Source organism: Nonomuraea sp. NPDC003804, from assembly GCF_040610675.1.
Classification (GTDB): domain Bacteria; phylum Actinomycetota; class Actinomycetes; order Streptosporangiales; family Streptosporangiaceae; genus Nonomuraea.
Window position 1 is genome coordinate 1 of the sequence record NZ_JBEXMT010000067.1, and the last position, 12,185, is coordinate 12,185.

Consider the following 12,185-nt stretch of genomic DNA (forward strand, 5'->3'; position numbering starts at 1 on the left):
GCCCGCGCCCCCGCGGGCCGGCCCCCCGCCCCCAGGTGCCCCCGCGCCCGCACCCTCGCCGGCCGCGCCTCCGCCGGCCCCGGCTCCACCAGGCGCGCCCCCGGCCGGGCGCGCACCCGCCGGGTGCCTGTGTTCCGGCGACATCGAGGAAAGATTTGTCAGGACATTCTGACCTCGCTAACCTGATCACATGACCGCGAACCTGGCGATCGATCTGGACCGCTCCAGCCCCGTCCCCCTGTACTTCCAGGTAGCCGAGCAGATCGCCGAGGCCATCCGGCGAGGCGACCTCGCCCCCGGCTCCCGGCTGGACAACGAGATCCTGCTCGCCGACCGGCTGGGCCTGTCCAGGCCGACGATCCGCCAGGCCATCCAGTACCTCGTCGACAAGGGCCTGCTGGTCCGCAAGCGCGGCGTCGGCACCCAGGTCGTCCATGGCCAGGTCAAGCGCTCGGTCGAGCTGACCAGCCTCTACGACGACCTGCGCCGCTCCGGGCAGGAGCCCGCCACAGAGGTCCTCGCCCTGGAGCCGCGACCGGTCGACGAGCAGGTCGCCCAGGTCCTCGGCCTGTCCCCCGGTGACGAGGCACTCTATCTCGAACGGCTCCGCTTCGCCGCGGGCGAGCCGCTGGCCCTGCTGCACAACTGGCTGCCCGTCGGTCTGGCCCCGCTCACTCCCGACGACCTGCAGGGTCGCGGGCTGTACGAGCTGCTGCGCGCCGCGGGGGTGCGCATGCGCGTCGCCAACCAGCGCATCGGCGCCCGCGCCGCCTCGACGACCGAGGCCAAGCTGCTCGACGAGCGCAGGGGCGCGCCGCTGCTGACCATGGTCCGCACCACCTACGACGACCAGGGCAAGGCCGTCGAGCACGGCTCACACGTCTACCGGGCTTCGCACTACTCCCTCGAGGTCACCCTCATCGAGCGCTGAGGCCCTGCTCGCCTTCCTCTTGACGTACCAGGTGGTGGCGATCCCGAACAGGACGGCCGCGCCGAGCCCCGCCCACGAGAACCCCTTCAGCCACTTCTCGGCCACGATCCCCAGGTAGTAGATCACCGCCGTGGTGCCGCCCGCCCAGACGACGCCGCCCAGCACGTTGGCGACCAGGAACTTCCAGTACGGCATGCGCAGGGCCCCCGCCAGCGGCCCGGCCAGGATGCGCAGGAGGGCGATGAAGCGCCCGAAGAACACCGTCCACATGCCGTACCGGTGGAAGTAGTGCTCGGCCTTGGCGATGTGGTGCGGCCCGAAGTGCTTGGGGAAGCGCCTGCCGAGCCGGACGAAGAGCCGTTTGCCGCCCCTGCGGCCGACGGCGTACCCGATCGAGTCGCCGACGATCGCCCCCACGCTGGCGCACGCTCCCACCCAGACGGGGTCCACCACGCCCTTGGCCGACAGCAGGGCCGAGCTGACCAGGACTATCTCCCCGGGCAGCGGGATGCCCACGCTCTCCAGCCCGATCACCACGCCGACCATCGCACAGATCCACACCGGCGGGATCGCCTGCAGCCACTCGTCGATATGCATCCGGCCACCTTAACCAGTGGAGGGAACTTGTCGGCACAGGCCGGCGCACCGGGCAGGGACTACCCTGGTGACGAGCGGAACAGGTCGGCCAGCTGCGCAAACCCTCGCAGCACGACGATCATGGGGAGGGGACAGATGGTGATCGACAAGGTCGCGTGGGTCCTCCTGGAGGACGGCAGGCTGCTGGGCGCCCGTTCCCATGGGATGGACGCCTTCTACCTGCCCGGCGGAAAGCGCGAGCCCGGCGAGACCGACGTCGACGCTCTCCTGAGGGAGATCGCCGAGGAGCTGACCGTCTCGCTGGTCCCCGAGACCTTTCACCACGTGGGCACCTACGAGGCGCCGGCGCACGGCAAGACGGATGTCACCGTACGGATGACCTGCTACACCGCCGACTACTCCGGCACCCTCACGCCGCAGGCAGAGATCGCGGAGATCGCCTGGCTCACCCACGCCGACCGCGACCGCGTCTCCGCCGCCAACCGGCTGGTCCTCGACACCCTCCACACGCAGGGCCTGCTGATCCCCTGACGGACCACCACGGCCCGCCCCACGTGCCCGAGGACGGCGCGGAACGGGGCGGCGTGCGCGCCGACCGCCTGCGCCGGCCGCGCCGCGGCAGCGCGATCTCCGTCAAGCCATGCCCCGACAGTGCGCCGCCAGAGGGCTTCGCGATCCGGGGTCCGCCGACGAGGCAGGTCATCGGCCAGACAAGCGTGGAACAGCGAGGCTTCGAGGTTCACCCACGCCGAGTGCCGGTTCAGGCGGAGGGCCCCGGCGTCATGCCGGTGACCAGCAGCCCGAGGCAGGCGACAGCCGCCTGCGGGTCGACGCGGTCGGGCGCGAGCAGCCACTGCTGGTGGATGCCGATCACGGCGCCCACCAGCGTGACGGCCAGCGTCTCGGCCGAGATGCCGGGCGGCAACGGCAACCGCTCCAGCCATCTCCTGCAATGGTCGCGCAACGTGTCGTGGATCTCGACGTAGCGGCCCTGGATCGGCGAGCCAGGCTCCAGCGCCTCCACCAGCAGCGTGACGAACAGCCTCGAGGTGGGCAGCCGTAGGAGCAGGTCGACGCCTTCACCCAGGCGGTCGAAGCCCACCTCTCCCTTCTCCGACTCCGCCGGGAACCCGCCGCGGACCAGGTCCACCGAGCGTTCGAGCACGGCCAGCAGCAGCCCCTCCTTGCTGCCGAAGTGCCACGGGATCGAGCCTCTGCTGATCCCCGACCGCTCCGCCACGTCGGCGAACGTGGTCTGCCGGTACCCCTTCTCGGCGAACAACTCCGCCGCGGCCGAGAGGATCAGCTCACGGCTCTCCTGGCTAGTCTGCTCTCGTCGCGTTGTCACGCCACCCTCCTATGCTATCGCTCATATCTTATGCTGACTGGCACAGGATGGGTTTCGTACGGCGTCGCCTACCCCCCACCTATGGGAGATCCGGTCTGCTTCGGTCGAGCGACGGCTTCCGCTCGCCGGACAGACGGAGGATCGGGCGCGCCACCCTCGAAGTCGACACGGTCACGGCGGCGGAGGAGGGGTCTCGTGCGAAGGGCGATGGCGTACCTGTCCCTGGTGCTGCTCTTGTCCTCCTGCAGTTGGTCCCATCGGGTCTCGCCTCGCGGGTTCGAGGAACGCGCCCGAGAGGTGGCGGAGCGCTGGCAGGGATCGGCCGACGACCAGGCGTGGCGCGACGGGTTCGTTCCGTTGGAAGTGATGAACCCGCGGGGATGGGCCCGCGTGCGCCGCGTGCCGGCCTGGGTGAACAGGAGCGCGCACAACGGCGTATGGAGGCTGGCCGCCCCGCTACCCGCCGGCTCCCCGGCCCACGCGGGCGTGCGATGGCCGGACGGCTCGCTCTCGCAGGTGCCACTCATCACGGCGGCGAGCGCGTACGCGACGTTCAGCAAGCCGGCCGACCTCATCGAGGAGGAGTGCCCGGCCGACGGATGCCGCCCCCTCCTGGTGACCGGCGCAGAGCTGGGCGAGGTGCCGCTGAAGACCAGCCGCGGCACGATCCGGGTGCCGGCCTGGCTGTTCACCGTCAAGGGGGTCGAGCAGAAGTACGTGCACGTCGCGGTTGCCCCGTCGGCCGTCACCGCCCGCCCCGAGCGCCTGCCGGGAGGGATCGAAGAGGTGACGTCGTTCGACCTCGTGCCCGACAGGCCGCACGAACTGCTGCTCCAGTACGGCTACGGCGCCTGCGACAGCATTCACGGGGCGCGCGCTTACGAGAGCGACCACCTGGTGGTGGTTGACGTGGACGAGGAGGGCTCCGGCGGGGTCTGCCCCGCGATACTCAAGACGGCCACGATCACCGTCACGCTCGCGCGACCGCTCGGCGACCGCCTGGTGCTCGACTCTGGTACGGGTGTTCCGGTGGTGCGGGGGCTGACGCGGCGGTGACGGCCTGGTGGCCTTGGACGGCGTCACGCGGCACCCGATCAGCCGACGGCGTCGCGGACGGCCGCCTGCGCGACCTCTCTCAGCTGCGCGTGCAGCACCGCGTTCGCCTCCCGGCGCGTGCGGACCTCCACCACGCGCAGCCCTTCCCCGCGGATCGCCTTGGGCAGGTCGGAGATGTCCTCGACCAGCTGGTACGGCGTCCCGGTGGCCGCGGCCACGTACTCCAGGTCGACCCCGTGCGGCGTGCCGAACACCCGCTCGAACGGGTCGCGGATGCCCGCCTGGGGCAGCAGCGAGAAGATCCCGCCGCCGTCGTTGTTCACCACGACCAGGCACAGGTCGGGTCGCGGTTCCCGGGGCCCGAGGATCAGCCCGTTCTGATCGTGCAGGAACGTCAGATCGCCGAGCAGCGCGTAGGAGGGCCCGTTGTGCGCCAGGGCCGCCCCGATGGCGGTGGAGACCAGCCCGTCGATGCCCGACACGCCCCGGTTGGCCAGCAGCCGTAGCCCGCGCCGCGGCCGCATCGCCTGGTCGAGGTCCCTGATCGGCATGGAGGAGCCGCAGAACAGCAGCGCGCCGTTCGGCAGGGAGTCGGCCAGGTCTCTGGCGATGCGCGGCTCGGTCATGCCGCTGTCGTCGAGGAGGGCGTCGATGGCGATCCTGGCCGCGGCGTCGGCACGCCGCCAGGAGTGCAGCCAGGCGTCGTCGCCCGCGGCGACGGGGATCTCGACGGCCTGCGCCACCTGCGTGGCCGACCGGGTGGGGTCGGGCCAGCGCGCCAGGTCGGTGGCCACGACGATGTGCTCCTCGGCCCGCCGCAGCCACGACAGCAGCGGCCTGGACAGCCCCGGACGGCCGAGCGTCACCACCACGTCGGGCTGGTGGGCGTCGGCGAAGGACGGCGTGCCGAGCAGGAAGTGGTAGGTGGAGATGGCGTGGTCGCCGTAGCGGCCGCCGCCGTTGGGCTCCGACAGCACCGGCCAGCCCGCCATGCCGGCGGCGGCGACGTAGCGCCGCACGTTGGGCGCCCCGTCGCCGACGACGAGGACGCCGCGCCTGGTCGGCGGCAGGTGCAGGGCCACGGGCGGCGGTGCGACGCGGGCCCGCACCCACGAGCCGGCGGTGTCGCCGTCGAGCGACTCGACCCACGAGGTGTCGCCGTCGGGGATGAGCGGCTCGCGGAAGGCGAGGTTCAGGTGCACGGGGCCCGGGTCGGACGGCCCGAGCGCGCGCTGGTAGGCGCGGGCGGCCAGCGAGCGCCAGTAGGCGACCTGCCCGGGGCGTTCCTCGGGCGTTCCGACCTCGGCGAACCACCGGGCGGCGGCGCCGAAGACCTTCAGCTGGTCGATGGTCTGGTTGGCGCCGGTGCCGCGCAGCTCGGGCGGCCGGTCGGCGGTCAGGACCAGCAGCGGCACGCCGGACTCGCTCGCCTCGATGACGGCGGGGTGGAAGTTGGCCACCGCGGTGCCAGAGGAGCAGATGAGCGCCACCGGCCGCTCGGACCGGCGGGCCAGGCCCAGCGCCAGGTAGGACGCCGACCGCTCGTCGATGCGCACGTGCAGCCGCACCCGCGACTCGGCGTGGAGGGCCAGCGCGAGGGGGGCCGAACGGGACCCGGGTGCCATCACGACATCGGTCAGGCCGCACCGGACGAGCTCGTCCACCAGCACGGTGGCGAGCGCGGTAGCCGGGTTCACAGGTCCGCCTCCTGCATCCGCCGCAGCCACGACGGCGACTCGATCTCAAACTCAGACAAGAGCGAATGATCCACTGACGGGCGGGAGACCGGCAAGAACCCGTCGACGGGGGTCAGGGAGTCGTCCACCACGTCTCCCGACAGCAGCGACATGGTTCCCAGCCCGCACGCGTACGGCAGGCTGGGCAGCGCGGCGGCCAGGGCTACGCCCGCCGCCAGTCCGACCGAGGTCTCGACCGCGCTCGACACCACCGCCGGCAGCCCGCACGCCTCCACGACCCGCATCGCGGCGCGCACGCCGCCCAGCGGCTGCACCTTCACCACCGCGATGTCGGCGGCCTCGGCGGCGCGCACCTTCAGCGGGTCGTCGGCGCGCCTGATCGACTCGTCGGCCGCGATCGGCACGTCGACGGCCCGCCGGACGGCGGCCAGCTCGTCGAGCGTGGCGCAGGGCTGTTCGGCGTATTCCAGGTCGAAGGCGTCGAGGGCGCGCAGGTGCCGTACCGCCGTCGGCACGTCCCAGGCGCCGTTGGCGTCGACGCGGATCCTGCCGGAGGGCCCGAGCGCGTCGCGGACCGCCTCGACGCGGGCGAGGTCGTCGGCGAAGCTCTGGCCCTGCTCGGCCACCTTGACCTTCGCGGTGCGGCATCCCGCCTGCCGTACCAGCTCGTGGGCGCGCTCGGCGGAGACGGCGGGGACGGTGGCGTTGACCGGGACGCGGGAACGCACGGGCGCGGGCCAGCCGTCGAAGGCGGCCTCGCGGGCGCAGGCCAGCCAGCGGGCGCACTCGCGCGGCCCGTACTCGGGGAAGGGGGAGAACTCGCCCCACCCGGCGGGGCCCTCGATCAGCACGCCTTCGCGTGCCGTCTGGCCGCGGAAGCGGGTGCGCATCGGGATCCGGAAGACCCTCGGCCCAGAACCCATCCACGCACCTTCCCCGCTGTCACCTCGTTCGTCGCCACTAACCTTACGAGCATGTGGAGGAACCCGTCGCATCCGGACCGCCCCCTGCGGGCGCTCGTGCTCCCGCCGGGGCGCAGGCTGTTCGAGGCGGTCGCCGCGGCGCTGTCGGGCGAGGGGCCCGCCGTGCTGCCCCTGTCCCCCGATCACGCGGGCGCGGCCCTGGCAGCCCTGCGGCCGAGCGAGATCGAGACCGTCGACGGGGTACGGCAGGCGGACGGCCCCGGCGTGCCCGCCGAGGTGGCCGTCGTCATCGCCACCTCGGGCAGCACCGGAACGCCGAAGGGCGTCATGCTGACCGCCGCCGCGCTCCAGGCCTCGGCCGCCGCGTCCCTGCGCAGGCTGGAGGCGGGGCCGGGCGGGCGCTGGCTGTGCTGCCTGCCGCCCTCCCATGTCTCCGGCCTGCAGGTGCTCGTCAGGTCGCTGCTCAACGGCACCGAGCCGATCATCCATGACCGTTTCGACGCCGGGGCGGTGGCCGGTTCGGGCGCCGCGCACGTCTCGCTGGTCCCCACCCAGCTCCACCGCCTGCTGGAGCTCGGCGCCGATCTGGGCGTCTTCGAGACCGTCCTGCTGGGCGGTGCCGCGCCGCGGCCGGGCCTGCTGGAGGCGGCGCGGGCGTCGGGCGCCAGGGTCGTCACGACGTACGGCAGCAGCGAGACCAGCGGCGGCTGCGTCTACGACGGCCGGCCGCTCGACGGGGTCGATCTGAAGATCCGGGAGGACGGCAGGATCCTCGTGGCGGGCCCCGTCCTGCTGGCCGGATACCGCTTCGGCGACAGCCCGCTCGACGGGCGCTGGTTCGTCACCTCCGATCTGGGCGCCATCGAGAACGGCGGGCTCCGCGTGGTCGGGCGGGCCGACGACGTGATCAACACCGGCGGCGAGAAGGTGGTGGCCGCCTCGGTCGCGGGTGTCCTGGCCCTGCATCCCGAGGTGGCCGACGTGGCCGTGGTGGGCCGCCCGCATCCGGAGTGGGGGCAGGCGGTCGTCGCCGTCGTCGTGCCCGCCGACCCTCGCCGGCCGCCGACGCTCACCCAGTTGCGCGCCTTCTCCCGCGACCGGCTCCCCGCCTACGCCGCGCCACGCGAGCTGCGGCTTGTGTCCGCACTTCCGCTGCTGCCGAATGGTAAAACCGATCTCGCGGCGCTTCGCACCGGAACCTGACGCCTGCCGGCTGCGTCTTATAGGAGCAGCCGGCAGAAGGAGGAGACCTTCATGAACCCATCCCGCAAGACGTGGGTGTCCGCGGTGACCGTCGGCGTGATCGTCGCCGGTGGCGTCTCCATCGCGGCGGCCGCCTCCGCGGGCAGGCTCGAGAAGGTGAGTCAGGAGACGACGGTCGTGGTGAACAACACACCGGCGCCCTCCGGCCGGCCCGCTGAGACGAACGACACCACCAACGAGACACCCGACGACGACACGGTGGTCTCCCACGACGTCGAGCAGAACCCGCAGGAGGCCGTCGACTACTGGACCGAAAGCCGCATGGAGGGCGCGGAGCCGATGCCCATGCCGGAGGCGACCGGCCAGCTCAACGACGTGGACAACTAGGCGACAGGTGTCCGACGGGCGGCCGCCGGCTCCGGCGGTCGTCCGTTTTTTCCTCCTTCGCGGGAACAAATGGCCGGGGATGGCGTTATTGATACTGGTGCGCAGAGCGGCCAGAGCCGCCCCACCACAAACTTTGAACTGACTGCGACTCCGTATGGAGGAGGTGTCCTCATGCCCCGAACCGCCGTGGCGACCTCGCCCGCGACCCTCGACCAGCTCCTTGACCGAGGGCGAGCTCAGGGTCACCTTTCGCTGGCGGAGCTGCGGGAGGCTTTTGCCGTAGCGGGGATCAGCCCGAACGAGGGCCGTTCCATCCTGCGCGGGCTCACGGAGGCCGGGGTGAGCCTGGCCGCCGAGAACGAGCCGGCGCTCGGCACGACAGCCACCGCGAAGAAGGCGACCACCACGCGCAAGAAGAGCGCCACCGCGAAGAGCACCCCCGCCAAGAGCGGCACCGCGAAGAGCGGCACCACCAGGACGGGCGCCAAGACCCGCGCGAAGGCCGCCACGTCGGACGAGCAGGCCGTCGCCGTGCCCGAGCAGGCCGACCTGCCCGCCGAGGAGCTCGACGCCCCGCAGGACCTCGAGCTGGCCGCCGAGGACGTGGAGCTCGAGGAGGAGGAGTCGCTCGACCTCGACGACAACCAGTCGGTGATGGGCGACTCGGTCCACACCTACCTCAAGTCGATCGGCCGCCGTACGCTGCTGACCGCCGCCGAGGAGGTCGATCTGGCCCGGCGCATCGAGGCAGGCCTGTACGCCGAGTACAAGCTCGACAGCGAGCCGGACCTGTCCCTCGCCTACCGCGCCGACCTGGAGATGGTCGTCGAGGACGGCAGGCGCGCCAAGGACCACATGCTGGAGGCCAACCTCCGCCTGGTCGTCTCGGTGGCCAAGAAGTACACCGACAGGGGCATGGCCCTGCTTGACGTGGTGCAGGAGGGCAACCTCGGCCTGATCCGCGCGGTGGAGAAGTTCGACTACACCAAGGGCTTCAAGTTCTCGACGTATGCGATGTGGTGGATCAGGCAGGCCATCCAGCGTGGCTTCGCCGACTCCGCGCGCACCATCAGGCTGCCGGTCCACGTGCTGGAGATGCTGTCGAAGCTGTCGCGTGTCGAGCGTGACATGCACCAGCGCCTCGGGCGCGAGCCCACGCCGGAGGAGCTGGCCGTCGAGCTGGACAAGACGCCCGACCAGATCGAGGAGCTGCTGCGCACCAGCCGCCAGCCCATCTCGCTCAACGCCACGATCGGCGAGGACGGCGAGACGACGATCGGCGACCTGATCGAGGACGTCGACTCTCCCGAGGCGTCGGAGATCGTCGACCGCCAGCTCCTGGGCGACCAGCTGCGCGGCGTGCTGGACAACCTGTCGCCGCGCGAGGCGCGCATCATGGCGCTGCGCTTCGGCCTGGTGGACGGCAAGCCGCACACCCTGGACGAGATCGGCAAGCACCTGGGCCTCACCCGCGAGCGGATCCGCCAGCTGGAGAAGGAGTCCCTGTCCAAGCTGCGCCACCCGAGCAACACCCGGCCCCTGCTCGACTGGGCCAGCTGACCCCCACCACGAGCGAACGCCTGGCACTACCCGTGAGGTGCCGGGCGTTCCCTTTTCCTGCACGCCGGACGCCCGTACCGCCCCCGCCGGTCCGGACCTGAGGCGAACCGGATGAGAGCCCGTGACCTGCCGATCGTCCTGGACGGTCGGCCCGGCCGCTGGAACGCGATCACCGACGTGCCGGGCGTCGAGGTGGGCTATGTCACGTGGTTTCGGTCTGGACGTTCGGGGATGAGTCCGGCGCTCGCCGCCGCGATAACGATGTCTTGTATATAGATCGTCAACGCGCTCATTAGGCGGCCACACCAGATTGACGGCATGCAGATCGATATCAGATTCCCTGGATCATTCGCCGTCGCCCGCTGCCATCTCGCCAGCGGCGAAACCATTCGCGTCGAATCCGGCGCCATGCTCATGACGAGCAAGGGCGTCGAGCTCGAAGCCAAAGTCGAAGGCGGCCTCCTGCGCGGCCTGGCGCGCTCCGCCTTCGGCGGCGAGTCGCTGTTCGTCACCCGCTACATCGCGCCGCCCGGCGGCGGCTGGGTCGATGTGGCCCACCACCTACCCGGCGACACCATGGCCGTCCCCGTCCGGCCCGACGTCGCCCTCATGCTGACCCGAGGGTCCTGGCTCGCCTCGACCGACCAGGTCGAGATCAAGACCAAGTGGGGTGGCATGTCCAACCTGATCGGCGGCGAGGGCGGCTTCCTCATCCGCGCCGAGGGCTCGGGGCAGGTGATCCTCGGCTGCTACGGAGCGCTTCAGGCCGTCGAACTGGCCACTGGAGAGTCGGTGATCGTTGACTCCGGGCACGTCGTGGCCTATGAGGAGACGGTGCGGAGCGATCTGCGCCGCGCCGTCGAGGGCAAGACGATCCAGTCGCTCAAGTCGGGCGAGGGGCTGGTCTTCGAGTTCACCGGGCCCGGACGCGTCTACACCCAGACCAGGAATCCCACCGAGCTGACCAACTGGCTGACGGCCATGCTGCCGTTCAGCCGCGACTGAGCAGGCCGGCGGAGCCACACTGGGAAGCCCTGGTGCTCACCGGCGGAAACCGGCCACAGTGTCGGCAGCGGCCTCCACACGCCATACGGCGGGCGTCACCTGCGCCCGTACGTCCGCCAGGCACTGCAGCAGCTCGCCGTCGCGGCGGGGCTAGAACGCCCGCGAGCTCGTCGAGCGCCCGCCCGATCCGGTTGAGCTCGACGCGAGCTCGCATCTGCCCGCGGTCGACGGGAACGGGCACCAGGCGCTCCTCAGCAACCGCCACCGCCGTCTCGGCGACGTAGGCGATGACGCTCAGACGGGAGCGGTTGGCGGCGATCCTGATCGCCGCCAACGCGAAGTCATCGAAGCGCAGCGGGCCGACACGATGCGGGCGCGGCTGCGTTTGGCGGGTCCGTCGTCGTGCCATCGCCGGTCTTCCCCTCGGGCCCTCGTCAGCGCTTGATCGTCAAGCCGGTCAAGCGCGCCGAATAAGCGGCCGCTCCCGCCGGCCGCCCACGGCCTTCCTCGGCGGAGCAACCCCGCAGGGGACAACCATCGACCAGCGGTTCCAGCGGTGCCGCGCCGGACGACGCACGCGATCAAGGCCCCTGATCGCCTATCTTGCTGCCCCCTTCCTTTTCGTCCGGGACGGAAAGGTTCGGCGTCTCCGTCTTGCAGTGGGTGGGCAGCGCCTTGCATGATCACTCCTCCGACTGGACTTGGAGGATGGATGCGGCACGGCAACGGTTGCACACCTTCGAACACCGGCTGCTGGGCGCCAGCCTCGACAACGGGCGGGTTCGCTCGCCGTGACGTCGGCGGGTGGGCGCCGAGCACCAGGGGCGGCATGGCGGCATAGCGCCGGCGACCCGACAGGTGTTGGACGCGGATGGAATGTCAGTGAGGCCGCGCGGACACGATGTCAGTGAGGTCTACGCGCTGCGCCCATCCGGATGAGGCTGTTCGTCGAGCCGCGAGAAGTCGGGCGGTGACGGCTCCCACGGGTCGTCTTCGTCGCTACTGTCGGGCAGCAGCTCCTGTAGGTGCTGCTCGTCACCGAGACGTGGCCGGCGGCGGTGCGTGTCGGCGTGGCGCCCTCCCCCTCGGTACGCGCCCGACATAATAAGGCGAACAGCCTGGTCAGGACGGGTTTCCAAGTGTCTTCGCCGGACCTGCCCGGCCGTCCACCATTGCCTGCGTTCCATCACCGGGCAGACACCTCGGCACCGCCCGGCGCACGTACGCAGGAGGCACATATGCGTTCCGTCATCGGCATGGGAGCGGTCGCCGTCCTGGTGCTGGGCCCGAGCGCGGCCGCGGAGGTCGTCCACGCACCGTCCTCGGGTATCCGGATGAGCGCCGGCGACCCCATCCCGGCCGCGTTGAAGAACCGCACAACCTTCCAGGTGCTGCCCTATCGGCCACGCCAGAGCGACACGGTCCGGGTATTCGTGCACTGCCCTCCTGCGGCGAACCAAGCGATCATCGGCTCCACC

The 12,185-nt window shown here is 71.4% G+C and carries 12 protein-coding genes; 8 read left to right on the top strand and 4 right to left on the bottom strand.

Translation table 11 applies throughout. The features are described from left to right. The first annotated feature begins 190 nt into the window (after positions 1 to 190). Positions 191 to 931 (top strand): GntR family transcriptional regulator, encoded by a 741-nt coding sequence (locus ABZX22_RS44420; protein ID WP_354923183.1) that lies wholly within the window; start codon positions 191 to 193, stop codon positions 929 to 931. Here the strand turns inward: ABZX22_RS44420 and ABZX22_RS44425 are convergent. Next, positions 875 to 1,528 carry a DedA family protein gene (locus ABZX22_RS44425; RefSeq protein WP_354923186.1) on the bottom strand — a complete coding sequence of 218 codons (654 nt, stop codon included), beginning with the start codon at positions 1,526 to 1,528 and terminating at the stop codon, positions 875 to 877. The genes ABZX22_RS44420 and ABZX22_RS44425 overlap by 57 nt on opposite strands. 135 nt (positions 1,529 to 1,663) lie before the next feature. Here ABZX22_RS44425 and ABZX22_RS44430 point away from each other — a divergent pair, with 135 nt between their 5' ends. After that, positions 1,664 to 2,059, top strand: coding sequence for an NUDIX domain-containing protein (locus tag ABZX22_RS44430; RefSeq protein WP_354923189.1), 396 nt, complete (start codon positions 1,664 to 1,666; stop codon positions 2,057 to 2,059). Between the two features lie 229 nt (positions 2,060 to 2,288). Here ABZX22_RS44430 and ABZX22_RS44435 read toward each other — a convergent pair whose 3' ends face one another. Further along, positions 2,289 to 2,876, bottom strand: coding sequence for a TetR/AcrR family transcriptional regulator (locus tag ABZX22_RS44435; protein ID WP_354923192.1), 588 nt, complete (start codon positions 2,874 to 2,876; stop codon positions 2,289 to 2,291). 195 nt (positions 2,877 to 3,071) lie between these two features. Here ABZX22_RS44435 and ABZX22_RS44440 point away from each other — a divergent pair, with 195 nt between their 5' ends. Further along, on the top strand, positions 3,072 to 3,932 hold the full coding sequence (locus ABZX22_RS44440) for a hypothetical protein (protein ID WP_354923195.1): 861 nt from the start codon (positions 3,072 to 3,074) through the stop codon (positions 3,930 to 3,932). Between the two features lie 38 nt (positions 3,933 to 3,970). Here the strand turns inward: ABZX22_RS44440 and menD are convergent, their stop codons facing one another. Both menD and ABZX22_RS44450 read right to left on the bottom strand, forming a co-directional pair. Beyond that, positions 3,971 to 5,629 carry a 2-succinyl-5-enolpyruvyl-6-hydroxy-3-cyclohexene-1-carboxylic-acid synthase gene (gene menD, locus ABZX22_RS44445; protein ID WP_354923198.1) on the bottom strand — a complete coding sequence of 553 codons (1,659 nt, stop codon included), beginning with the start codon at positions 5,627 to 5,629 and terminating at the stop codon, positions 3,971 to 3,973. After that, complete coding sequence (locus ABZX22_RS44450; RefSeq protein WP_354923201.1) at positions 5,626 to 6,552, bottom strand: o-succinylbenzoate synthase; 927 nt, start codon at positions 6,550 to 6,552, stop codon at positions 5,626 to 5,628. Before ABZX22_RS44450 ends, menD begins: the two co-directional genes overlap by 4 nt. A gap of 51 nt (positions 6,553 to 6,603) precedes the next feature. On the opposite strand from ABZX22_RS44450, the gene ABZX22_RS44455 reads away from it, so the two are divergent. The 5 genes from ABZX22_RS44455 to ABZX22_RS44475 form a co-directional block, all read left to right on the top strand. After that, complete coding sequence (locus ABZX22_RS44455; protein ID WP_354923204.1) at positions 6,604 to 7,755, top strand: AMP-binding protein; 1,152 nt, start codon at positions 6,604 to 6,606, stop codon at positions 7,753 to 7,755. Positions 7,756 to 7,806: 51 nt separating this feature from the next. Then, positions 7,807 to 8,142, top strand: a complete 336-nt coding sequence (locus ABZX22_RS44460) for a hypothetical protein (protein ID WP_354923207.1) — start codon at positions 7,807 to 7,809, stop codon at positions 8,140 to 8,142. A 171-nt stretch (positions 8,143 to 8,313) separates the two neighbouring features. Beyond that, the gene (locus ABZX22_RS44465) at positions 8,314 to 9,702 is read left to right on the top strand and encodes an RNA polymerase sigma factor (RefSeq protein ID WP_354923210.1); all 1,389 of its coding nucleotides are present in this window, start codon (positions 8,314 to 8,316) and stop codon (positions 9,700 to 9,702) included. A gap of 318 nt (positions 9,703 to 10,020) precedes the next feature. After that, positions 10,021 to 10,707, top strand: a complete 687-nt coding sequence (locus ABZX22_RS44470) for a TIGR00266 family protein (protein ID WP_354923213.1) — start codon at positions 10,021 to 10,023, stop codon at positions 10,705 to 10,707. A gap of 1,238 nt (positions 10,708 to 11,945) precedes the next feature. Then, the coding region (locus ABZX22_RS44475; protein ID WP_354923216.1) for a hypothetical protein at positions 11,946 to 12,185 on the top strand (240 nt) is incomplete at its 3' end.

What these genes read in the sequence shown, in the direction of transcription:
- ABZX22_RS44420 (WP_354923183.1), top strand. Translation starts at nt 191, where the DNA reads ATGACCGCGAACCTGGCGATCGATCTGGACCGCTCCAGCCCCGTCCCC.
- ABZX22_RS44425 (WP_354923186.1), bottom strand. Translation starts at nt 1,528, where the DNA reads ATGCATATCGACGAGTGGCTGCAGGCGATCCCGCCGGTGTGGATCTGT.
- ABZX22_RS44430 (WP_354923189.1), top strand. Translation starts at nt 1,664, where the DNA reads ATGGTGATCGACAAGGTCGCGTGGGTCCTCCTGGAGGACGGCAGGCTG.
- ABZX22_RS44450 (WP_354923201.1), bottom strand. Translation starts at nt 6,552, where the DNA reads ATGGGTTCTGGGCCGAGGGTCTTCCGGATCCCGATGCGCACCCGCTTC.
- ABZX22_RS44455 (WP_354923204.1), top strand. Translation starts at nt 6,604, where the DNA reads ATGTGGAGGAACCCGTCGCATCCGGACCGCCCCCTGCGGGCGCTCGTG.
- ABZX22_RS44460 (WP_354923207.1), top strand. Translation starts at nt 7,807, where the DNA reads ATGAACCCATCCCGCAAGACGTGGGTGTCCGCGGTGACCGTCGGCGTG.
- ABZX22_RS44465 (WP_354923210.1), top strand. Translation starts at nt 8,314, where the DNA reads ATGCCCCGAACCGCCGTGGCGACCTCGCCCGCGACCCTCGACCAGCTC.
- ABZX22_RS44470 (WP_354923213.1), top strand. Translation starts at nt 10,021, where the DNA reads ATGCAGATCGATATCAGATTCCCTGGATCATTCGCCGTCGCCCGCTGC.